This is a genomic window from Acinetobacter sp. OYA S30 (assembly GCF_033599315.1).
GTDB classification, from domain to species: domain Bacteria; phylum Pseudomonadota; class Gammaproteobacteria; order Pseudomonadales; family Moraxellaceae; genus Acinetobacter; species Acinetobacter baumannii.
In genome coordinates this window covers 1-23,492 of sequence record NZ_JAWVAV010000048.1, presented here as the reverse complement: position 1 = coordinate 23,492, position 23,492 = coordinate 1, and the positions used below count along the sequence as shown (strand labels likewise).

The window sequence follows — 23,492 nt, the reverse complement described above, 5'->3', positions numbered from 1 at the left end:
TTTAAATCTTTGTGCAACAAAGCCGTATGCTTTTATTAATTTAATTAAATAATATTGTCTATCAATTATTCGATATCTCCAATTTTCTTATTTTTTATATATAAAAACTAAAAATAATTATAATATTTTAAAAACCAATCAATTACTGTAGAAATCCCTATACTTGTAATTATTATTTGAGTAGTAGCAATATTGACTATCTAATAAGCTCCAACGAAGGATTCTCTTTAAAAAAATAACTTTTTATCTAAAAATTTCTCTAATAAGAAGAGCTTAAAGATGTGCTAACAAATTACAGTTAACCTGTTAAATATAACAGTATTTTATTGGCAAAAATTTATGTTATTTATTCATTAAATCTTAATTTAGGGTACTTAAGCAGGTAGCATGGTTAGCATACCCCCTCATTTCTCTATCTCAACAGATGGTTTTATTCGAATGAACGAAAACCAACTCATGAGTTATCCTCTCCAACACATCATCTCTACCGTTGAATCTAGACATACTGAAGCGTCTCAAATTTTCTATTATGGTTTTACTGAATGGGCAACTTCGCAAACTCCAGCTTTAAGTACCGGATGGGATTGGGAACTCATTGAGAATAATGGCATCACTACCGTAAAACGAGTGGGGTTACCTCGAAGCAATATCATGATTGTTGATGTATCTGGTATGGATATCGGATTTGATATTAATGAAACATTACTCGAGAAAAAAATAGATACTTTGTTCTGGGAACCGTTTATTTATGCCCAAATCAATACGTCCTTAACCAAGTCTTCATTAAGTCAAACCTTCTCTTAGAAACCTGTAAATTCTTACAGTTACCGCCTTTCCAGCTGTTCAGTAAAGTCACTTGAAAAATAAGTGGAAGCACTTGTAATGAATACTATTGCTGGATTTCAAAACAATTTTTCAGAAGGCCTATATACCAAATTTAAAAGTTACCGCTACAGGGTATTTGTTGAATATTTGGGTTGGGAGTTGAACTGTCCAAACAATGAAGAACTAGATCAATTTGATAAAGTCGATACAGCTTATGTCGTGGCTCAAGACAGAGAATCTAATATCATTGGTTGTGCCAGACTACTACCCACCACACAACCTTATTTACTCGGGGAAATATTTCCCCAACTTCTCAATGGAATGCCTATTCCCTGCTCACCAGAAATTTGGGAATTATCAAGGTTTTCAGCCGTAGATTTTTCAAATCCGCCTTCCTCTACCAGTCAGGCTGTGTCATCACCTGTCTCAATTGCAATTCTGCAAGAAGCAATCAACTTTGCAAGAGAACAAGGCGCAAAACAACTCATTACGACTTCTCCTCTTGGAGTAGAACGTTTATTACGTGCTGCGGGTTTTCGTGCCCATCGTGCAGGTCCACCAATGACGATTGATGGATATTCGATGTTTGCATGCTTGATTGATATCTAATTTCTTATATAGGACTCATGCCTATCCGTGGGGTATGAGTCCTATTTTTTACATAGCAATCTATACATATGACCGAGCAAGATGAGTGCAATATCAATCAATCTTGGTTTTTAGATTTAAGTTTGCTTTCTTATAATAAGTCTCATCCTTTTTATAGCTCCAATCGCGCGGCATAAATGATGTCGATATAATCGCAACTACAGCCATACTTCCGATATAAAACATAATTAAATATGGATTGCCTTGCCCAATACTGAGCAGTTTAGTGGCAATCATAGGGGCTAAACCACCACCCAAAACACCTGCCAACTGTACCGAAATCGAAATACCGCTATAACGAATTTCAGCAGGAAATTGACGCGCAAAAAGCTGAGCTTGTGGCGCATACATAATCGGAAACACCACACCAATTGCCAAAACAATTGCCGTCCAGACCAGTACCGGATCTTTGGTATTGAGCATGCTAAAAAATGGATAAGAATAAAGTGCCAATACACATAGTCCAAACATAAACATATTGCGTTGACCGACTTTATCGGACAAATGTCCGCATAACGGCGTCATAAATAAAATCACGGCTGCACCGCAAATAGTGGCAAACAAAATGTCTTGTCGTGGAATACCTAATTGTGTGGTGGTGTAAGCTAGCGTAAAAGTTGAAGCAATATAGAACCATGCATTTTCAGCAGCTCTCGCCAAAATAATGGTGATGAGTTGCTTTGGATGATTTTTAAAAACCTGAAAAGCCGGAACTTTGACTTCTTCGGACTGTTGTTTTACTTTTTCAAAGTCTGGTGACTCAGGCACTTTTACACGAATATACCAACCCACTGCCAGTAAAATAATGCTGGCAAGAAATGGTAATCGCCAGCCCCAGCTAAACAATGCTTGCTCAGGTAATAACGACACCAGTCCTAGTGCGATTGAGGCGAGCATTAAGCCCCCACCGGTACTGGCTTGAGGCAAACTTCCCCAAAACCCTTTACCACCTTCGGGTGCATGTTCTACTGCCATAAGCACGGCACCGCCCCACTCACCGCCCATGGCCATACCTTGAATAAATCGCAAGATCACCAAGCCAATTGCAGCCCAATATCCAATTGATTCGTAAGTCGGTAAGAGGCCAATCAGTACGGTTGGAATCCCCATGAGCATCAGCGTTAGCAACAACATTGACTTACGGCCAATCTTGTCACCGAAATGGCCAAAGACTACCCCCCCTAAAGGCCGCCCAATAAACCCAACAGCATAGGTTGCAAATGCTGCAAGCACACCTGTAAGTGGGTCCAGATTTGGGAAAAATAACTTGTTAAAAATGAGGGCTGCTGCTGCACCATAAACAAAAAAGTCATACCACTCAATCGTGGTGCCGACCATGCTAGAGATGCCTGCTAATCGATGTGACGACTTTTTAGGATGTGAACCGTTTCCATGTATTGTTTGCATCGTAATGTCCTTTTTAGATTTTCTTGTTTTGTCTTTTTATGCTTATGATCTGTCCTGACCATAAGCATGTTCAGATCTCGCTTTATCTCCTTAAGCTTTTTATGTGTTTGAAAAATGGTTTAGCTTAGTTTTTCTAAAATTTGTTCCAGCTCAGGATTACGTTCTTGCCACCGTGGTTGTTTATCTTTATCAACAATGAGCGCACGAACGCCTTCAATAAAGTCACCATGCTCAAACCAGATATCCTGTAAATCACGCTCAAGCTGCATACACTGCTGTAGTGAAAGTCCACGGCCTAAATGTTGCAGTTTCAAGCTGGTTTGTTTGGCAATAAATGAACGCTGCTGCAAAATACTAAGCATTTTACTCGCCCAAGTCTTTAAGCTTTCATCCTGTTCATTTTCAAGGCTTTGTTCGATCTCATCTAAATGCTGAAATCCGAAATGTTTACGGATGCCTTCAGCCAACTGTTTGAGCTCACTTTCGGCAGGACGAGTAATAAATCGGGTAATGATGTGTTCAATTCCCTCTTTGCTTAAGCTTGGCGCTTCGACGAGAGCGTCTTGCAACGCTTGTAACTGATCGCTTGGCACATGGTAGTCAATTAAGTCGAGATAGAGCGCATCGCTACTGCTGATCTGCTCACCCGTAATTGCCATATAAACGCCAATATCATCAAGGCGAGACAGGAAATGAGTTGCGCCAACGTCCGGGAAAAAACCAATCGCTGTTTCAGGCATGGCAAATCTGGACTTTTCACTGCTTACCACAATGTGACACGCCTGAGCCAAGCCAAAACCACCACCTAATACATAGCCATCAAGCACAACGATGATTGGCTTTTCATATTCGCGCAGTGTATTGAGCATTTTATATTCGGCACTAAAGTAGCCTTTGTAATCGGCTGTGCCATTTTTATAACTGTCGTAGAGATAGCGAATATCGCCACCTGCACAGAAGGCTTTTGGGCTATTTGATTTAATTAAGATCGCCTGAACAGCAGCATCATTTCGCCACAACTCCAATTGGGCGCCAATTCCTTCAATCATATCTAGCGACAATGCATTGAGATGAGCCACACGATCTAAGGTGATCACGCCAAGCTTACCTTGTCGCTCAATCATTAAGTGATTTTCTGTATTCATTTTATTGATCTCTTACTGATTTTTAAAATTTGCCTGCCGTTTTTCAACAAATGCCTGCATGCCTTCTTTTTGGTCCGCAGTTGCAAAAATGGAATGGAACATGCGACGTTCAAAACGTAAACCTTCGGTGAGGTTCACCTCAAAAGCTCGATTAATGGTTTCTTTGAGCATCACGTTTGCAGTTAAAGACCGTGCTGCGATTTTTTCAGCGGCTTGCAAGGTTTGTTCAAGTAATTCTTCTTTACTAAACACACGTGCAACCAAACCACTTTGTTCTGCCTCTACTGCGCCCATTTGGCGAGCGGTAAGGCACATTTCCATTGCTTTAGCTTTACCAATGGCATGGGTTAATCGTTGTGTCCCACCAATACCCGGAATTACCCCTAAAGTGACTTCGGGTAAACCAAACTTGGCGTTATCAGCACAATAAATAAAGTCACACATGAGTGCTAATTCACAGCCACCACCCAATGCATAGCCACTCACCGCAGCAATTAAAGGTTTACGGCGCTGTGCAATACGGTCTGCAAGATGAAAAAAGTCATCTAAATAAATATCGGGAAATGCCAAATCGGCCATTTCTTTAATGTCGGCCCCTGCGGCAAAAGCTTTTTCAGAGCCTGCCAATACGATACAGCCAATTTCACGATCTTTTTCGAGTTGATCTAATGCCTGATTAATTTCACTAATTAATTCACTATTTAAGGCATTGAGCGCTTGAGGGCGATTTAATGTAATCAGTCCAACCCCATTACGCTTTTCTAATAAAATACTTTGCCACTGCATTATTTATTCCTTGTTCTGATTTTATAGACTACGTGCAATCACTAAACGTTGGATATCACTTGTGCCTTCGTAAATTTGACAAATACGCGCATCACGGTAAATACGTTCAATTGGGAAGTCTCTGAGATAACCATAGCCACCAAACACTTGTAAGGCACTTGAGCACACACGTTCCGTCATTTCTGAAGCAAATAACTTGGCCATTGAGGCTTCGTTGAGACACGGTTGGCCTGCTTCTTTGAGACGTGCAGCGTAGTGAACCAGTTGTCTCGCTGCTTCAATTTCGGTTGCCATGCTAGCAAGACGAAATGCGATGGTTTGATGCTCAAAAATTGGTTTGCCAAAAGTAATACGCTCTTTGGCATAACGAGTTGCTTCTTCGAGCGCCGCACGTGCTAGACCGACTGCTTGTGCAGCAATACCAATACGTCCACCTTCTAAATTGGCGAGAGCAATTTTCAGGCCTTCACCTTCTTTACCCAGCATGAGACTTTTATGGATGCGTACATCTGTCAACGCAATCTGACACGTATCTGAAGCATGCAGACCCAGTTTTTCTTCAACGCGAATCACTTCATAACCCGGTGTCTCGCGTGGGACTAAAAATGCACTAATCCCCTTTTTTCCTGCGCTCGGATCGGTCACAGCAAACACGATAATGACGCCAGCATTATTACCCGAGGTAATAAATTGCTTGGCACCATTTAAAATGTAATAGTCGCCATCTTTCACCGCACGGGTTTTGATGGCTGCTGCATCTGAGCCAGTATGCGGTTCGGTTAAGGCAAAAGCTCCTATCATTTCACCTTGTGCCAAAGGTTTTAAAAAGCGCTCTTTTTGCTCGTCAGTCCCAAATTTTAAAATAGGCACACAACCAACCGAGTTATGTACACTCATAATGGTCGAGGTTGCACCATCCGCTGCTGCAACTTCCTCGAGTGCCAGTACATAGGCTAAGTTACCCGTGTCTGAACCACCCCATTCCTCTGAAACAAGCATTCCCATAAAACCGAGTTGTCCCATTTGAGTCAGAGTTTCTTTTGGAAAAGTTCCATCTCGATCCCAATCACTGGCATTAGGCTTGATTTGTTCTTGGGCGAAACGTTTCGCCATATCACGAATGAGTAATTGTTCTTCGGTAAATTGCATTATTATTTCCTTTACCCTGCTTTAGCTTGTTGTTTAGCAATTTCTTGATTACGCAATAAAAAGCGCTGAATTTTGCCACTTGGAGTTTTAGGTAATTCACTCACAAATTCAACTAATCGTGGGTAAGCATGAGCAGAAAGTCGTCTTTTAACAAACTGGCTGAGTTCTTCAGCAAGTGCATCTGAAGGTTGTACGCCCGCAGCTAAAATTACAAAAGCCTTAACCACTTCAGTGCGATCCGGATCAGGCACGCCTATTACTGCGGCTTCAATCACAGCGTCGTGTTCAAGTAGTGCGCTTTCTACATCGAAAGGTCCAATACGATAGCCCGATGTGGTGATTACATCATCGCTACGGCCTACAAAGCTCATACTGCCATCGGCATGGAGTTCGGCAGTATCACCCGTTAAGTAGTAATGACCGATGAAAGGTGATTTACGACTTTCTTTATAGCCACCAAACCACATCATTGGAGACTGGCTAATGTCGACTGCTAAAATTCCCGGTGTGTCTGGCGGAAGTTCTTCACCTTGTTCATTAACAATCGCAACACGATAGCCCGGACTTGGAAAACCTGCTGAACCAGCATGAATTTCATGTTTTAAACCATGATGATTACACACCACCATGCCTACTTCAGTTTGCCCGTAGTGGTCATAAATTGGAGCATCAAGGACTTGTTTAAACCAACGAATTACTTCCGGATTTAGCGGCTCTCCTGCACTACTCACCACACGGAATTGTCCTTTTAACGGCGCCATTTGTGCTGGGTCAGCTGCCATCATCATGCGGTAAGCGGTTGGTGCACCTGCCAAGTTGTTAACTTTATAATCTTTCACAATTTGGCATAGGCTATCGGTACTAAAACCGCCTTCATAGAACAAAGTGGCATGGCCTAAAAATAACGGTCCAGTAATCGCATAGTACAACCCATACGCCCAACCCGGATCTGCAATATTCCAGAATGAATCCTCTTCGGTTAAACCAATGGCATCTTGCATATATCGACCAAAAGCAATCAATGCTTTTAGTGGCACTTCCAATGGTTTTGCAGGCCCTGTTGTGCCCGAAGTAAACATGAGCAAGAAAGGATCTTGGATGCTACGCATGACTAGATCACATTGATCAGACTGCTGCTTCACTTCATTCCAGAAATTAAAATCACCTGCTTTAAGCGGAGTACCTTGTGCATCAGCCACTGTCATAATTGCAGGGCACTTTTCAATTTCGTCGAGCTTGCTACGGTTGCCCATATCGGTCACCACTAGCTTACTTTGAGCAAGTTGAATACGGTGCTCAATCGCTTTGGGACCAAAGGCAGTAAATAGGGGCTGGTACACAGCACCAATTCGCCAAGCTGCCAAAATGGTCACGATCAGTTCAGGTGTTCTTGGCAATAAGCCTGAAATACGGTCACCCGCTTTCACACCTTGTGATTTTAAAAAGTTAGCAAACTGACTCGACCATTTTTTTAGTTCACGGAAGGTATATTGTTCTTTGCGACCGTCTTTTCCTTGCCAGTACAGTGCGATTTTGTCGCCATTTGCATGTCTATCACAACATTCATAACATGCGTTCAATGCATCGAGTGAACCTGACAACATCTGTTTAGCAGTGCTTTCCAAATCGAAAGCCTGTACAGCATTTTGATAATCCATCATATCTTTTCCCTCAGTCCGGATTTGTTCTTATTCACGACAGGGTTTGATTTATTCGTTTAAAGCCATCCTTTGGCTTTACCGTTATGCCTCTTGTGGCAGGTATTGCTGAATAATGCTCGAAAAATCGAGATGAGCATTACCGCGCATGCACATTTGCTGATAAAGCTGTTGCACCATGCCACCTAATAAAACTGGCTGTTTCACTTGGCCTGCAGCTTCTACAGCGAGTCCTAAATCTTTTAGCATTAACTGAGTTGCAAACCCATCTTGATAGCCTCGAGATGCGGGCGCATTTTCATTAATATGTGGCCATGGGTTACACACATCCGAACTCCAGCAACGGCCACTTGAAGTATTAATTACACCTGCCAATGCTTGTGGGTCGATGCCTAACTTCACACCGAGTGCCATGCCTTCGGCCACCGCAGCCATTGAAATTCCTAAAATCAGGTTATTGCAAATTTTGGCAATTTGACCTGCACCCACATCACCACAATGAACAATATTTTTGCCCATGTGGCTGAGCACAGGTTTCACCTCATTAAAGGTTTGCTCATCGGCACCGACCATGAAGGTTAAGGTTCCTGCTTGAGCACCAATGGTTCCACCAGAAACTGGTGCATCACAAATTTTAATATTTTTGCTATGTGCAACAGCAGCAATGTCTTTAATGGTTTGCGGGTCAATGGTGCTGCTATCAATGCATAAGCTACCTGCTTTTAGCACTTCCAAGACACCATTTTCGCCTAAGTAAACCTCTTTAACATGCTTCGCCGCAGGCAACATGGTAATGACTACATCTGCTTGTTTAGCTGCGTCCTGTGGGCTGTCGCAAACCACACCACCTGCCTCGGCGAAGTGCTGAATTGCGACTTCACTGAGGTCGTAACCATAAACTTTGAGTCCGGCTTTTAGTAGGTTTTGGGCCATTCTGCCGCCCATATTACCTAGACCGATAAAGGCGATATTCATCCGTGATCCCCTTAACGTAAACTAATGGTTGTATTTACACCGCCAACTTCATGGCTATCTTCAAACCAGCGACTGGTAATCGTTTTGGTTTGGGTATAGAACTGCACAGCCTGTTTACCGTATGGCCCCAAATCACCTAGTTTTGAGCCTCTTGAACCCGTAAAACTAAAGAACGGCACTGGTACAGGAATTGGAATGTTGATACCGACTTGACCAATATCAATAAGGTTTTGGAAAGTACGTGCAATGGCACCGCTTTGTGTGAATAGGCCTACACCATTACCAAATGGGTTGGCATTGACCAAAGCAATCGCTTCATCGAGTGTATCTACACAAATAATTGAAAGTACCGGGCCAAAGATTTCTTCTTTATAAATACGCATGTCGGTATTTACACCACTAAAAATCGTGGCGCCCACAAAGTTACCTGACTCATAACCTTGTACTTGAACATTGCGACCATCGAGTAGTAACTCTGCACCTTGCTCAACACCGCTATTAATCAAGTCAATTACACGCGCTTTGGCACGTTTTGAAATCACTGGACCAATGTCAGTATTTGGTTCATGACCTGCATTTACTTTTAGTGTTTTGGCTTTTTCAACTAACTCTTGAATCCACTGTTTACTGTCGCCAACCATCACTGCAACCGACAATGCCATACAGCGTTGTCCCGCTGCACCGAATGCTGCACCTACTAAAGCATTTAAAGTTTGTTCTTTATTGGCATCCGCCATCACAACCACATGGTTTTTTGCACCCATCATGGCTTGCACACGTTTGCCATGCTGCCCTGCAAGGTTATAAACATGTGTTCCAACCGCTGTTGATCCTACAAATGAAATCGCTTTAATGTCTTTATGGGTACACAAACGATCAACCACTTCTTTACCGCCATGCACAACGTTCAGCACACCTGCCGGAATACCTGCTTGAATCGCAAGCTCAACCAACATCATGGTCGATAATGGATCTTGTTCTGAAGGTTTTAAAACAAAAGTATTGCCGCACACGATTGCCATTGGGAACATCCAAAGCGGGATCATGGCTGGGAAATTAAACGGCGTAATACCCGCACAAACGCCCAAAGGTTGCTGCAAGGTATACGTATCTACACCACGTGCTACACCTTCAACATATTCACCCATTTGCAAGGTGCCAACTGAGCAGGCATGTTCAACCACTTCTAGACCACGTTGAATATCACCTTCGGCATCTGCCAAGGTTTTACCTTGTTCAGCCGTCAATACTTGTGCGATTTCTTTCATGTTGGCACGGATCAAGTCTTGTAGCTTGAGCATGATGCGCATACGTGCCTGAATTGGGGTCTGGCGCCATGAAGCAAAAGCATCTTGTGCAGCCTGAATAGCAGCGTCGACTTCTTCAACCGTTGCAAAAGGCACGCGGCCAATCACTTCCTGAGTTGCAGGGTTAACAATGTCTTGCCATTCTTGTGTTTTAGATTCGATAAACTGTCCGTTAATAAGTAATTTAGCGGTGTCCAATTCGATTTTCTGGATTGTGTTCATAACCTCTCCGTAGGTCATATTTTTATTGTGTTCAGTTATTAGAAAATACTTTTCTATGTATTTTCTTTATTCAGGTTTTATTTGAGACTAACAAAGAAATCTTTGACCACCAACGCAAATTCATGCACGATTGTTGTGCAAATATGCACAGGGACAATAACAAAAATGAAAGTGGATTGGGATCATCTACAGTTTTTTCTGGTTTTAGCACGCACTAAAACTCTAACCAATGCTGCACGTATTATCGGTGTCGAGCACAGTACGGTGGCTAGACGGATTCAGGCTCTAGAACTTGCTTTAGGTACTACGCTATTTAAACGTGAAGCAACCGGTTATGAGTTAACTCTCGAAGGGATGGCACTTGTCCCTCGAGTTGAACAAATGGAACAAGCTTTCTTACAAATTGAAAAACCGCATCAACCTTTGCAAGGTCGTGTGCGAATTGGCACACCTGAGGGTTTTGGAACTGCATTTTTAGCCCGCTTACTGGCTGAGTTCTCCATACAGTATCCACTGCTTACCATCGACCTGATACCCGTCCCAAAAATGATTAAGCTCTCGCACCGTGAAGCAGATATTGTGGTGTCGATTGAACGCCCAACCTCAGGGCCTTATATCATTACGCGCTTGTCTGATTACTGTTTAAAAATTTACGGTAGCCAAAACTATCTAGCGCAAAACCCACCAATTCGCCGACTGGAAGATTTAACCCAGCACCGCTTTGTGAACTATATTGATGATCTGGTGTATAGCCCCGAACTGTATTGTCTAGAACGCTTACCTTTAAAGCTTAACGCGAACTTTCGCAGTAGCAGCATTTTGGCGCAACAAATTGCGGTCAGCGCAGGCGCAGGTCTTGCAATTTTGCCCAAGTTTTTGGCAGATGATAAGCCTGAGCTTGAAGAGGTGTTAGAACAACAAGTTCGTTTTACCCATACCTTCTGGATGCTGACCTTCGTTGATTTACAGCATGAGCCGCGCATTAAACTGGTTTGGGATTACTTGCGTAAACAGGCCGATAAATACCAACATTTACTGGTTGATTAAATAATAAATAAAAAGCCAATCATATGATTGGCTTTCTGGTAAATCGAGACAGGTTAATTAAAAGATTTCTTGACCTAATTTTCTCATACGCGGCTTATAGAACGCATAATAGGTCACACTTAAAACTACTAACCATACTGGGCTAACGTATAACGCTTTTAAGGTATCTGGCTCTAATGCCAAAATCACCAAGGTAAACAAGAAGAATGCAATAACGGCATAAGCCATCAACACACCGCCCGGCATTTTAAAGGTAGATGCTGCATGTAACTCTGGGCGAATTTTACGATAGCGTAAATAACACGCCATGATTAAAATCCACACGCTAATGAATAAAATCACACAGAGCGAACTTGCCAAAGTAAATGCTTCCATTGTGTTTGGAACAAAGTACTGAAGCACCGCTCCGCCCATAATGAAAATACATGAGAAGATTAAGCCATTTGACGGTACAGCACGTTTTGATAAACGTCCCAAGACACTCGGTGCCTGACCATCTTTTGATAAACCAAACAACATACGGCTCGTTGAAAACACGCCACTGTTCATCGAAGACATGACCGAAGACAGCACAACCAAGTTCATGATAATTGCTGAAATCGGAATACCTGCATTTAAGAACAATTCAACAAACGGGCTTTTATCTGCACGGATATGATTCCAAGGCGTCACTGACATCACGACAAAAAGTGCTAGCACATAAAACAGAATAATACGTACCGGAATCGCGTTAATTGCTTTTGGTAAGTTAGTTTGCGGATCTTTCGTTTCAGCCGCTGTGGTACCGATCAACTCAACACCAATAAAGGCAAATACGGCAATCTGGAATCCGGCTAAAAATCCACTTACACCTTTTGGAAACAGACCACCATGCGACCAGACATTACTGATGCTGACAACGTCACCATGAGGAGCTTGGAAATGAGTGAGAATCATATAGCCACCCACACCAATTAAGCCAATAATTGCCAAAATCTTAATGAGTGCGAACCAGAATTCTACTTCACCAAACAACTTGACCGTAAGCAAATTAAGCCCTAACACGAATAGTACACAGCCCGCACTAATCATGGCCTGTTGCATTGGTGAGAAACTGGCACCCTCGGGCAACCAGAAACTTAAATAATTAATAACTGCTGATAGATCGGCAATACCGACTAATACCCAGCCTAGCCAATAGGTCCAGCCAATATAATAGCCAGCCCATGGGCCGATTAAGTCATATGCCATATCAACAAATGACTTGTAATGTAAATTAGCAAGTAGTAATTCACCTAATGCACGCATAAGGAAAAAGAACATACCGCCAATTAACATGTAAATAACGAGAATCGAAGGACCTGCGAGGGAGATGGTTTTGCCCGAGCCCATAAATAGACCGGTACCGATTGCACCGCCAATTGCAATGAGCTGTAAATGGCGATTACTTAATTTCCGTTGTAAATGATCAGGGGAACTTGCCTCATCTGAATGATGAACCATTGTCATATTAGAAGTCCTTTTTATATTTGCTTAATTTCAATCAGCAACATATAGGGAGAAAACGAACCGTATATCGTGGGTTGCTGAGTCTATACATCGGGACAAGATGTTCAAGTATATTTTTTCCTTAATTGATCTATCTTTTATCCCTATTTTTTTAAATTGCATTATTTATGTACTGCCTTCACGGCAATTTTAATTATCCAATCTCAATTCACCAGATGAGCCGAAGTGTAGCATGCGATATTGTTCGATGTCGCTTTACCACCCCCCTCCAAAACTGCACTGATGACTCAAAAATAAACAATATTATTCCGATAAAAAACCTAAAGAAAATAAAAAAAGCCAATCATGTTCGATTGGCTTTTTAATAAAACTTAATGGTCGTTGACGAGTTCACGTCCTAGTCTTTTCATGCGCGGTTTATACAGCACATGATAAGTCACACCTAAAATGATCAACCATACTGGACTGACATATAGCGCTTTTAAGGTATCAGGCTCTAATGCCAAGATCACCAAAGTGAAAAGCATGAATGCCAAAACAACATAACTCATCCAAATGCCGCCCGGCATTTTGAATGTAGATTTTTCATGTAATTCAGGACGTAATTTACGATAGCGTAAATAGCACACCATAATGAGACTCCAGACACTAATGAATAGAATCACACAGAGTGAACTTGCTAATGTAAATGCCTCCATTGTGTTTGGAACAAAGTACTGAAGCACTGCCCCGCCCATAATGAAAGTACAAGAGAAAATCAAACCATTTGAAGGAACTGCGCGTTTTGATAAACGTCCAAAAGCTCCCGGTGCCTGACCATCTTTTGATAAACCGAACAGCATACGACTGGTTGAAAACACACCGCTGTTCATTGAAGACATGACCGAGGATAGCACCACCAAGTTCATGATGATCGCAGAAACCGGAATACCCGCATTTAAGAATAACTCAACAAACGGGCTTTTATCTGCACGAATGTGATCCCACGGTGTTACCGACATCACAATAAATAACGCCAATACATAGAACAAAATAATACGTACCGGAATCGCGTTAATTGCTTTCGGTAAGTTCTTCTGCGGGTCTTTCGTTTCAGCAGCTGTCGTACCAACCAGCTCAACCCCGACAAACGCAAAAACGGCAATCTGGAATCCTGCCAAGAAGCCTTCTGTACCTTTCGGGAATAAACCACCATGTGACCAGACATTACTAATGCTGGCAACAGCGCCTTGCGGAGCTTGGAAATGGCTGAAAATCATGTAGCCACCCACGCCGATCAGGCCAATAATTGCTAGAATCTTAATAAGGGCAAACCAGAATTCAATTTCACCAAATAGTCGTACTGTAAGGAGGTTAAGACCCATCACAAACAACACACAGCCTGCACTAATCATGGCCTGCTGTATTGGTGAGAAGCTTGCACCATCGGGTAGCCAGAAGCTCAAATAGTTAATGACTGCTGAAAGGTCCGCAATACCGACCAGCACCCAACCTAACCAATAGGTCCAACCTAAATAGTACCCGGCCCAAGGACCAATTAAGTCATGAGCCATATCAACAAAAGATTTGTAATGCAGATTTGCAAGGAGTAACTCACCCATTGCACGCATTAAGAAAAAGAATATTCCTCCAATAATCATATAAATAAAGAGAATTGAATGACCTGCGAGGGAGATGGTTTTACCTGAGCCCATAAATAGGCCAGTTCCAATTGCACCGCCAATTGCAATCAGTTGTAAATGACGGTTAGACAGTTTTCGTTGCAGATGATCGGGAGAATTTTCCGTATCTGAATGACGAGCCGTTGTCATATTAAAATTCCTTTTTGAATTCCTTTGTTAAGATCAGCAACCTATGGCGAAAATTGAACCGTATGCCATAGGTCACTGAATCTGTTCACCAAAAAACGACTGGTTAAACCGTATCTATCTTCCTTCTGTTAGATACATCATCGTTTTTGGAGTAAAGCCGAATTACTTTTGTGCTGCCGTCACGGCAATTTCAATTAACCAATCTGGATTGACCAAATCGGCCTGAATTGTGGCACGCGATGGAGCAACACACCCTTTTAACCAGTCAACCCAAATTGCATTTACAGTTGAAAAGTCAGAAAGATTTTTCAAATAGAGCTGCGCAGAGAGCAAGCGAGATTTATCGGTATTGGCTAATGCCAAAAGTTCATCAATTGTTGCAAGAATTTCACGGGTTTGTCCTGCCACGTCTTGCTCGGTATTTTTAGGCACCTGACCTGACAAATAAACCACTTTGTTAAAAACAGTCACGGCGCTCATGACTTCGTTAGTGTTAATCTTTTGTATATCTGAATTAGACATTCGGATTTCCTTATACCTGATTAATAAATTGAACACGGGCGGTGACGGCACACATCAGTTCATAACCCACCGTACCGGATGAAACTGCAACATCGTCAATAGATAGAACGACGCCTGTACTTGACTGACCCCAGAGCACCACTTCACTACCAACTTTGGCACTCTCAATACCCGTTAAATCGACTGCCAACATATCCATACTGACGCGGCCAACTGTACGCGTGCGTACTGAGTCCACTAAAACTGGAGTACCTGTTGGCGAAATACGTTGATAACCATCGGCATAGCCGCAAGCCACAATCCCAATCGTCATGGGTTGCTCTGCGACAAAGTTTGAGCCATAACCTACGCTTTCATTCGGCTCCAAATGCTGAACGGAAATAATTTCACTACGTAAGCTCATGGTCGGCTGCAAGCCCCAATCCGCAATACTATGGGTTGGGTAATCTGGGGAGCTGCCATAAAGCATGATGCCGCTACGGACATAATCTGATTTGAGCTGGTCTTGATAACGCAGAATTGCCGCACTATTACTTACCGATCTTTCACCCGGTAAATCCTTCACAATTTCTTCAAAGGCAGTAATTTGATAATCAATACCTTGCTGACCGAAACGATCACCATCTGCATCCGAAAAATGCATCATGTGGGTAATCTTGGCGACATTTGCCAAATTATTTAAACGTTCCCAAGCCTGCACATAATGCTGTGGTTTAAAACCAAGACGGTTCATACCACTGTTCATTTTCAAAAAAACATCAAATTGAGCCGGATAAGGATGCTTTTCTACCCACTCAATTTGCGCTTCACAATGAATGGTGAAACTAAGCTGATACTGCACACAATCAAATAAATCTTGAGGAGAAAAAACTCCTTCGAGCAATAAAATCGGGCCTGTCCAGCCTAGAGCACGAATTCGTTTTGCTTCTTCAATATCCAGTAAGGCAAAGCCATCTGCTGCTTTAAATGCTTCATAGACACGTTCAATTCCATGTCCATAAGCATTGGCTTTGACAACGGCAAAGACCTTACTGTTTGGCATAGCCTTGCGCACCACCGCCAAGTTATTTTGTAAGGCTTGACGGTGGATCACTGCGGTAATAGGACGAGGCATGATTACTTTCCTAACGTCCGTTAAGCCGCATGTGCGTGTGAATAACGCTGAATTGAAAGGCCATCGGTACTGATATCAGTCTTATGATTCAATACGATGTCACTGATTAATTTTCCTGAACCGCACGCCATGGTCCAACCTAAAGTGCCATGACCTGTATTCAAGAACAGATTTTTAAAGCGAGTCGCACCAATAATTGGAGTACTGTCTGGTGTCATTGGACGTAAACCCGTCCAGAAAGATGCTTGTTCCATATCACCACCTGGGAACAAGTCTTGCGTCACCATTTGCAAGGTTGCACGGCGGTCTTCGTTCAGACCTAAGTTAAAGCCACTTAACTCAGCCATTCCACCTACGCGAATACGTTGGTCAAATCGAGTAATTGCGATTTTGTAAGTTTCATCCAGCACTGTAGATTGCGGAGCAAAAGCAGGATCAACAATAGGAATCGTCAACGAGTAACCTTTCACAGGATATACAGGTAACTGTAGATCAAGCGGTTTCAAGAAATCACGTGAATAGCTACCAAACGCTAGAACATAACGATCTGCAGTTAAAACCTTGCCATTTACCTGTACGCCTTTAATTTGATCGCCTTCGACAATCAATTTTTCTACGTTCTGGTTAAACTGGAAATTAACGCCCAACTCTTTAGCAATTTGAGCTAAAGCATTGGTAAATAAATAGCAGTCGCCTGTTTCATCATTTGGTAAGTGTAAACCACCCACGAGTTTATCTTGTGCATTTGCCAAAGCTGGCTCTACACGACCAAGTTCGTTGCCATTTAATAATTCGTAGCTTACGCCGCACTCTTCAAGCACGCTAATGTCGCGTTGAACCGCTTCCATTTGTGCTTCTTTACGGAATAGCTGCAAAGTACCTTTAGCACGGTTTTCGTAGTGAATACCCGTGTCTTTTCTAAGTTCACGTAAGCAGTCACGGCTGTATTCAGCCACACGCATCATACGTTCTTTGTTCACAGCATAACTTTGCGGATTACAGTTTTTCAGCATTTGCGCCATCCACTGTAATTGCCACATGCTGCCATCTAAATTAATCGCAAGCGGTGCATGGTGTTGGAACATCCATTTCACAGCTTTAAAAGGAATTCCTGGTGCTGCCCAAGGGGTCGAATACCCAGGCGAAATTTGACCTGCATTACCAAAACTTGTTTCTTCAGCAGGACCTGATTGGCGATCGAGAACAGTAACCTCGGCTCCTTGTCGAGCCAGATAATAGGCACTTGCCACTCCAATAACGCCGCTACCTAGTACAATTACGCGCATTTCCATTCCCTCACGCACACCAGTTTATTTCACTAGTATATTTCTGCTTCAATAGTTTATTTCACTGTTTTTCAGGCTATAATCTAGGTAAATTTATGTTTTTCTCGCGAGAATTTTAAAAAAAGAGGAAATATCTATGCGCCCCTTAGATCGTATAGATCGCATGATTCTGGATATTTTGCAGCGTGAAGGACGAATTGCGATTAGTGAATTGGCATCAAGAGTCAACCTCTCTACCACCCCTTGTTCAGAGCGTGTAAAGCGCCTTGAGCGCGATGGTATTATCATGGGTTATTACGCACGGCTAAACCCAGCCTACGTTGACCGTAACCTGCTTGTCTTTTTAGAAATTAAGTTATCTGCCAAATCTGGCGATGTATTTGATCAGGTGGCTAGAGACTTAGTTGAGATTCCTGAAGTACTCGAATGTCACCTTATTTCAGGTGAATTTGACTACCTTGTAAAAGCGCGTTTAAAAGAAATGAGTGCATACCGCCGCTTGTTAGGAGATCTATTAAAGAAACTCCCAGCTTCGGCATCTTCACACAGTTATGTGGTCATGGAAGAAGTGAAAGAAACTCTATATCTCGATGTGAGCAAGTAAAGCGAGCATTATTGAACTCGCTTTACTCACCTTTTGGAAATTAGAAATATTTTAAAATCGAAATATGCTTGTTTTGGTGTTTAAATTTCGAGAACCATTTAACCGCTGGATAGAGTGCAAAAGACAATACAATCGTGATTAACCACAGCATCCACACATGATTGACCGACAAATAGTTTCCGTAGTTAGCTCCCCACACACTGAGTGCCAACACATACATCAGTTTCAACACATATAAGTGCAGTAAATAAAAGAACATCGGCACCGAACCAAACACGACCAATGGTTTTAGAAATGAATATTGCTGCATACGTTCAAAAGCAACGAGCACAAGCAAGCCAATTCCAACATTTAGCAAAATAAACAATAAAGACGGTGGATACTTGGTGAGGTTAAAAAAGCTCATAAGACTCAGTTGTAATGACTCAAAATGTTGCCACGGCTGGTCGCCATAGACATTGATAAAACGCAGTAAAACAAATAACCCGATACTTACTAAACCAAGGCTGAGTAAAGCGCGGCTTCTTCGCTTTGCTGAATATTTTGAACTAAAGAACTGACCTAAAACGTAGCCTAATAAAATCACACCAATCCAAGGTAAAACCGGATAACTTGTACGAAGCTTGATGCCTGCAATCTCAATCCAACCACGTTCGTGTAAAACGAACCATATATTCTGTAGGATGCCTTGTGAGAAATGCACAGAATCTAATAAGTTGTGCCCAAAAATAATCATCAACGCTACACCTGCAAGAACAGGCAAAGGCAAACTTACACAACAAGCTAGCACCACCATGCTAATACCAATCGCCCAAATCACTTGTAAATAAATGACTTCGGGTGGGAAAGTTGCCGTCCATGCAAAGTTCACAAGGGTAAGCTCTAACACAATTAAAAATAAGCCACGCTTTAATAAAAAAGCACGTGTTTGCTGTAAATCTTGTTTTTTTGACTGAAATAAAAATGCAGAAATACCAGTTAAAAGTACAAAAACCGGAGCACAAATATGGGCCAATAATCGACTGCCAAATAAAGCCGGTTCTGTTACTGTTACGTCCATTGGGTCGGTAACCTGTTTATGTAAATAGAAAGTTTCTCTTACATGGTCGAGCAACATAATGATGATCACCAAACCACGCAATGCATCAATCGACTGTAAACGTTCAATATTCTTTTCTAAAGACATAGCAGTAATCAACAAAATAATGTAACGTTATACCATTACATTTAATTCCTTTTGTCTTTTTATGGCTGATTATTTATGCGACACAAATTAGGATTATTGTCTTCGTTAGGTCTATCATTTATATCGACACTCACTTGGGGAGAGGAAACGTCAACGGTACTTGAGACCATACGTGTTCAGGCCGAAAGTACTCGAGAAGATGTGAGCCAAAATAGCTCGGCAACTAAATTTACTCACGATGTTTTAGATGTCCCTTTTAACCGTGCTTATCTTTCTAAACAAATAATGGAACAGCAAGACGTGCAACGGATTGATGACGCATTAACTTTAGTCAGTGGGGTTTTTCATCAAAATAGCTTTGGTGGTGGTTTTTGGGATAACTACTCATTTCGTGGCTTTAGTACCGACCCCAATTTAGGTGCGGCTATGATCCGTAACGGTTTGAGTGTTAACCGAGGAATTAGCGCTCCAAAAGATGTAGTAAATATTGAATCTTTAGAATTTTTAAAAGGACCAATCGCGGCGCTATATGGTCGCGGCGAAACAGGAGGTTTACTCAACCTCAACAGTAAAAAACCACAGTGGGAAAGCGAAAGTGAACTTAACCTACGTGCCAATACCCAAGAACAATATCGCATAAGTCTGGAGCATACTGCCCCTATTAACGATGAACTGGCCTATCGTTTAGCAGTGGCTCACGAAGATAATCAAAGCTTTCGTGATCATGTCAGCAGTGAACGCTGGTTCTTTTCACCGCAGCTCACATGGAAAATTTCAGACCAAACGCAACTCGACTTTGACAGTGAATTTACAGAACATAAAGGAACCTTTGACCGTGGTGTCAGCACAGTCAATCATCAGTTTGTGATGGACCCGAAAACCTTTACAGGTGAGCCTGACGATGGCAACCTGAAGATAAAAGATTACTTTTACCAATTACGTCTGAGTCACGAGTTTAACCCTGATTGGAAACTAAACAGTGCGGTCAGTTATAAAGATGCACAAATGGTCGGCTTTGCAGCCGAACCTCGTCGTATGCAAGCCGATGGCCGCACTCTAGAGCGCCAACGTCGCTATCGTGATTATACAAGTGAAGATGTACTGGCTCAGACAGAGTTACTTGGCAAGATTGATACTTCGTGGGCTCGCCATGAAATTTTACTTTCAACCGAGCTTGGTCAACTCGACTATAAGCAAAACCAGCTTCGTCGCAATCACAGCACAAGCTCAACAAACACAATTGATATCTACCAACCTGAATACGGCAAATATTTACCGAATCTCACTCCGTTTACCGACACCAAAGAGCGCCAGCGTTATTTCGCACTTAATGTACAAGATCAGATCTTTTTCAATGACCAGTGGAGCGTGTTACTTGGTAATCGTTTTGATCAGGTCGAACAAGACTTTAAAAATCATATAAAACAGACCGAAGACAACCAGACACTTCACCAGAATAGTCCCCGTTTCGGAGTAAATTTTAAAGCCTCTGACCAATGGGCGTTTTATACAAACTATGGCCGCTCATTTGCCATGAATAGTGGTATGAACCGAAATGGACAAACCTTCGCTCCTGAAAAAGGCGAAAGCTATGAGGTCGGTACCAAATATAAAATAAACGACCAAAGTGTGTTGAGTCTCGCTCTGTTTAAAATGAAAAAACAGAATGTGCTAACGACAGACCCGATCGACAAAGACTTTCAAACCGCAGCTGGTGAAGTGAGCAGTAAAGGAGTTGAATTTGACTTAAATAGCCAAATCACTGACCGCTGGTTCATTAATGCCAACTATAGTTATACCGATGCTCAAATTGAAAAAGACCAAGACCTCGCGAAGGGTGCACGTCTGAGCAATGTTCCAAAACACCAAGGCTCCGTAAGCACCAATTATGAGTTTCTCCAAGACGGCGCAAGAAAAGCAGGTGTAGGTGCCAATCTCACTTATGTGGGTGAGCGTAGCGGCCATAACCTTGATAATGGCTTTAATTTACCAAGTTATACGCTGGTCAATTTAAATGGCTACTATGCACCATCTGACCGTTTACGCTATCAGCTGAATGTAAATAACCTATTTGATAAGACCTACTATGTCTCAAGCTATAGCGATTTATGGGTTCAACCTGGTGAACCATTGAACGCCTCAGTTTCGGCACAGTGGAAGTTTTAATTTATCTATAAAATAAAAAAGCCCGAATAGTTTCGGGCTTTTCACTAAAACATACCATTTTCATTAACAAGTGGATCAGGCTGTATTTGCCCAATATCCCAAAACTCCGCAATTTTTTCATTTTCAAAACGGCATATATGAACCACAGCTAAAATTGTTAGCTTGTTATTCATTTGCATTTCCAGTTTCGAATGTACTGCAACTAAAGCGCCATCTTCAATGACATGCTGAACTTCAAGAACTTTGTTTGGAGTTTCAATTGCACTTTCACGCATCCCTTCCTTTAAAGAAATCTTATCACCAGCATAATAAGGATTGTGATGCTTAAAGTTTGGAGCGGTATAATTGCCATAGGCTTCATCGACCTCGCCAGCAGCAGCAAGCTCTAAAAAACGTACCGCAATTTCTTTTTGAGATAAGCTCATTGTAGAACCTCCCGGCTATATTTAGGCTTTATTGTAAAATGTCATCTTCTTCTTCGTCGAAGACATAAGCCATGCAGCCCCACCCATCATATTCGCCGTTAAATTGCTCAGCGATTGTCGAAAACCACTGCTCCAGATCAACAATATCTGAATACTCTGGTTCCATCGTAACAAAGATGGTAATGATCCATTCATTCGGTTCAACGGAATCATCTTGGAAAAGAGAAATTTTTTGCTCTTGATAGAGTAAATGCATCGCGCATTGCTCTGCATTTTGTTGATCTTGAAATGCAATTGAAAATTCAATTTCATGAAGCTCGGTTAAATCATCCCCGTCTTCAACCATTTGCCAAAGTACATTGCCGTTATCATCATCTGGAAATTGTTCGTAATCGCGGTTCATTAGATTGTCCTTGTTGTTGCTCTATTTGTATTATTCGGCATTAAGAATAACCGACTTTTATTGCAGTTTGGATATGTATTCAGTTGCGAATTGCATCAAATTTTAATTTTTTAAAAAGGCACTTGTGACTCAATCACCACGTCTGTTCCCTTCAAAGGATGTTGAAAAGCGAGATATGCAGCGTGTAAAGCCATACGATTCAAATGAAACCGTTTAGGTTCAGGATGATATAACTTGTCCCCCATAATCGGATGCCCAATATGCATCATATGTACACGTAACTGGTGTGAACGCCCTGTCACAGGCTCAAGTAACACTCGACTTTGATCTGTTGTTGCATCATAAACCAATGGTTGAAACAAGGTTTTAGCATGTTTACCTAATTCAAAATGTACAATTTGTCTTGGGCGATTTTCCCAGTCAGTAATGAGTGGAACTTCAACACTGCCCTCTTGTTTTACTTGGCCTTGCACCAAAGCAATATAATGTTTTTTGACTGTTCTGGCCTGAAACATTTTACTTACCGCAACTTCTGCATCGCGATGCTTGGCAAACATAAGTAAACCTGAGGTTGCCATATCTAAACGGTGCGTAACCTTTGCTAAAGGGAACTTTTCTAGCACCCTTAAATACGCACTGTCATGATGTTCAGGTAACCGACCCATGACCGACAACAAACCCGCAGGTTTATCAACCACAATTAAATCGTCATCTTCAAATAAAATTGAAAGCGGATCTTGTGGCGGAGCGTAAACAAAGTTGTCGTTTAAAGGCATGGTCGTAGAAGCAGCAATGGAGCATGGCGGCAAATCATAAAGAAATTTCAGACCTACCGCAAAATAATCTAAAGCACTCCACTTATGTTCCACGTGAAACTCGGAAAATCTTTATCGTTTTTTATTCATTTCAGCTAAAAGATCGAGCTGAATTTCTTGAATATGCGCAAGCCTTTCCCACTGATGTGATAAAAGATGGTCCATTTTTTCATGTAAATGATGAATCTCAAGCTCGGCTTTTAAATTAATTTGATAGTCATGTTGGGAACGCAAACGGTCTTTTGCTTCTTGACGGTTTTGACTCATCATAATAATAGGTGCCTGAATTGCAGCTAAACATGACAACACTAAATTCAGCAAAATAAAAGGATAAGGGTCGACAGGACGGACCACCATCACAACCGTATTTAAAACAATCCACCCCGTTAAAAATAAAGCAAAACAAATGAGAAAAGCCCAGCTACTACCAAATGACGCGATTTTATCTGCCAGTTTTTCTCCAAACGTCCAGTTTTGATCAAAATCTGACTCTGTATTTCGGC

The 23,492-nt window shown here is 41.9% G+C and carries 22 protein-coding genes; 5 read left to right on the top strand and 17 right to left on the bottom strand.

Going from position 1 to position 23,492, the window contains the following annotated elements:
- Positions 1–387 precede the first annotated feature (387 nt).
- Both R5R67_RS16970 and abaI read left to right on the top strand, forming a co-directional pair.
- Positions 388–804: a DUF4902 domain-containing protein gene (locus tag R5R67_RS16970; protein WP_000253662.1), complete on the top strand. Its 417-nt coding sequence runs from the start codon at positions 388–390 to the stop codon at positions 802–804.
- 63 nt (positions 805–867) lie between these two features.
- Positions 868–1,434, top strand: a complete 567-nt coding sequence (gene abaI, locus R5R67_RS16965) for an acyl-homoserine-lactone synthase AbaI (protein ID WP_101182768.1) — start codon at positions 868–870, stop codon at positions 1,432–1,434.
- A 93-nt stretch (positions 1,435–1,527) separates the two neighbouring features.
- Here abaI and R5R67_RS16960 read toward each other — a convergent pair whose 3' ends face one another.
- The 7 genes from R5R67_RS16960 to R5R67_RS16930 all read right to left on the bottom strand — a co-directional run bounded on the left by R5R67_RS16960 (position 1,528) and on the right by R5R67_RS16930 (position 10,122).
- A complete protein-coding gene (locus R5R67_RS16960) occupies positions 1,528–2,880 on the bottom strand; it encodes an MFS transporter (protein ID WP_005129923.1) in 1,353 nt (450 codons plus the stop codon).
- A 119-nt stretch (positions 2,881–2,999) separates the two neighbouring features.
- The gene (locus tag R5R67_RS16955; protein ID WP_005124886.1) at positions 3,000–4,025 is read right to left on the bottom strand and encodes an enoyl-CoA hydratase/isomerase family protein; all 1,026 of its coding nucleotides are present in this window, start codon (positions 4,023–4,025) and stop codon (positions 3,000–3,002) included.
- Between the two features lie 12 nt (positions 4,026–4,037).
- Positions 4,038–4,811, bottom strand: a complete 774-nt coding sequence (locus R5R67_RS16950; protein WP_001198685.1) for an enoyl-CoA hydratase — start codon at positions 4,809–4,811, stop codon at positions 4,038–4,040.
- Between the two features lie 21 nt (positions 4,812–4,832).
- Positions 4,833–5,960, bottom strand: coding sequence for an acyl-CoA dehydrogenase family protein (locus tag R5R67_RS16945; protein ID WP_030424212.1), 1,128 nt, complete (start codon positions 5,958–5,960; stop codon positions 4,833–4,835).
- Positions 5,961–5,971: 11 nt separating this feature from the next.
- Positions 5,972–7,621 carry an AMP-binding protein gene (locus R5R67_RS16940; RefSeq protein WP_030424213.1) on the bottom strand — a complete coding sequence of 550 codons (1,650 nt, stop codon included), beginning with the start codon at positions 7,619–7,621 and terminating at the stop codon, positions 5,972–5,974.
- 81 nt (positions 7,622–7,702) lie between these two features.
- Positions 7,703–8,593: a 3-hydroxyisobutyrate dehydrogenase gene (mmsB, locus tag R5R67_RS16935; RefSeq protein WP_001017299.1), complete on the bottom strand. Its 891-nt coding sequence runs from the start codon at positions 8,591–8,593 to the stop codon at positions 7,703–7,705.
- 11 nt (positions 8,594–8,604) lie between these two features.
- A complete protein-coding gene (locus tag R5R67_RS16930) occupies positions 8,605–10,122 on the bottom strand; it encodes a CoA-acylating methylmalonate-semialdehyde dehydrogenase (protein WP_030424215.1) in 1,518 nt (505 codons plus the stop codon).
- A gap of 165 nt (positions 10,123–10,287) precedes the next feature.
- On the opposite strand from R5R67_RS16930, the gene R5R67_RS16925 reads away from it, so the two are divergent.
- Positions 10,288–11,169 carry a LysR family transcriptional regulator gene (locus tag R5R67_RS16925; protein WP_000861801.1) on the top strand — a complete coding sequence of 294 codons (882 nt, stop codon included), beginning with the start codon at positions 10,288–10,290 and terminating at the stop codon, positions 11,167–11,169.
- Between the two features lie 57 nt (positions 11,170–11,226).
- On the opposite strand, the gene R5R67_RS16920 is transcribed toward R5R67_RS16925, so the two are convergent.
- The 5 genes from R5R67_RS16920 to R5R67_RS16900 all read right to left on the bottom strand — a co-directional run bounded on the left by R5R67_RS16920 (position 11,227) and on the right by R5R67_RS16900 (position 17,390).
- Complete coding sequence (locus tag R5R67_RS16920; RefSeq protein WP_000178999.1) at positions 11,227–12,657, bottom strand: amino acid permease; 1,431 nt, start codon at positions 12,655–12,657, stop codon at positions 11,227–11,229.
- A 371-nt stretch (positions 12,658–13,028) separates the two neighbouring features.
- Positions 13,029–14,468: an amino acid permease gene (locus R5R67_RS16915; RefSeq protein ID WP_038343726.1), complete on the bottom strand. Its 1,440-nt coding sequence runs from the start codon at positions 14,466–14,468 to the stop codon at positions 13,029–13,031.
- Between the two features lie 162 nt (positions 14,469–14,630).
- Positions 14,631–14,990, bottom strand: a complete 360-nt coding sequence (locus tag R5R67_RS16910) for a RidA family protein (RefSeq protein ID WP_000071347.1) — start codon at positions 14,988–14,990, stop codon at positions 14,631–14,633.
- A 10-nt stretch (positions 14,991–15,000) separates the two neighbouring features.
- Positions 15,001–16,104, bottom strand: coding sequence for an alanine racemase (gene alr, locus R5R67_RS16905; protein WP_057694460.1), 1,104 nt, complete (start codon positions 16,102–16,104; stop codon positions 15,001–15,003).
- 20 nt (positions 16,105–16,124) lie between these two features.
- On the bottom strand, positions 16,125–17,390 hold the full coding sequence (locus R5R67_RS16900; protein ID WP_001263981.1) for a D-amino acid dehydrogenase: 1,266 nt from the start codon (positions 17,388–17,390) through the stop codon (positions 16,125–16,127).
- A 136-nt stretch (positions 17,391–17,526) separates the two neighbouring features.
- Here R5R67_RS16900 and R5R67_RS16895 point away from each other — a divergent pair, with 136 nt between their 5' ends.
- The gene (locus tag R5R67_RS16895) at positions 17,527–17,994 is read left to right on the top strand and encodes an Lrp/AsnC ligand binding domain-containing protein (RefSeq protein ID WP_001247568.1); all 468 of its coding nucleotides are present in this window, start codon (positions 17,527–17,529) and stop codon (positions 17,992–17,994) included.
- A 40-nt stretch (positions 17,995–18,034) separates the two neighbouring features.
- Here R5R67_RS16895 and R5R67_RS16890 read toward each other — a convergent pair whose 3' ends face one another.
- Positions 18,035–19,180 (bottom strand): DUF1624 domain-containing protein, encoded by a 1,146-nt coding sequence (locus tag R5R67_RS16890; RefSeq protein WP_000051105.1) that lies wholly within the window; start codon positions 19,178–19,180, stop codon positions 18,035–18,037.
- A gap of 75 nt (positions 19,181–19,255) precedes the next feature.
- On the opposite strand from R5R67_RS16890, the gene R5R67_RS16885 reads away from it, so the two are divergent.
- Positions 19,256–21,346, top strand: coding sequence for a TonB-dependent siderophore receptor (locus tag R5R67_RS16885; protein WP_038343732.1), 2,091 nt, complete (start codon positions 19,256–19,258; stop codon positions 21,344–21,346).
- 44 nt (positions 21,347–21,390) lie between these two features.
- Here R5R67_RS16885 and R5R67_RS16880 read toward each other — a convergent pair whose 3' ends face one another.
- From R5R67_RS16880 to R5R67_RS16865, 4 genes are all read right to left on the bottom strand, one after another.
- The gene (locus R5R67_RS16880; protein ID WP_000059266.1) at positions 21,391–21,771 is read right to left on the bottom strand and encodes a nuclear transport factor 2 family protein; all 381 of its coding nucleotides are present in this window, start codon (positions 21,769–21,771) and stop codon (positions 21,391–21,393) included.
- Between the two features lie 28 nt (positions 21,772–21,799).
- On the bottom strand, positions 21,800–22,174 hold the full coding sequence (locus tag R5R67_RS16875) for a ribonuclease E inhibitor RraB (RefSeq protein WP_001078193.1): 375 nt from the start codon (positions 22,172–22,174) through the stop codon (positions 21,800–21,802).
- 110 nt (positions 22,175–22,284) lie between these two features.
- Positions 22,285–22,950, bottom strand: coding sequence for an RluA family pseudouridine synthase (locus R5R67_RS16870; protein WP_001130507.1), 666 nt, complete (start codon positions 22,948–22,950; stop codon positions 22,285–22,287).
- A gap of 111 nt (positions 22,951–23,061) precedes the next feature.
- Positions 23,062–23,492 (bottom strand): DUF1003 domain-containing protein (locus R5R67_RS16865; RefSeq protein WP_030424221.1); only part of this gene is annotated, 431 nt, incomplete at its 5' end.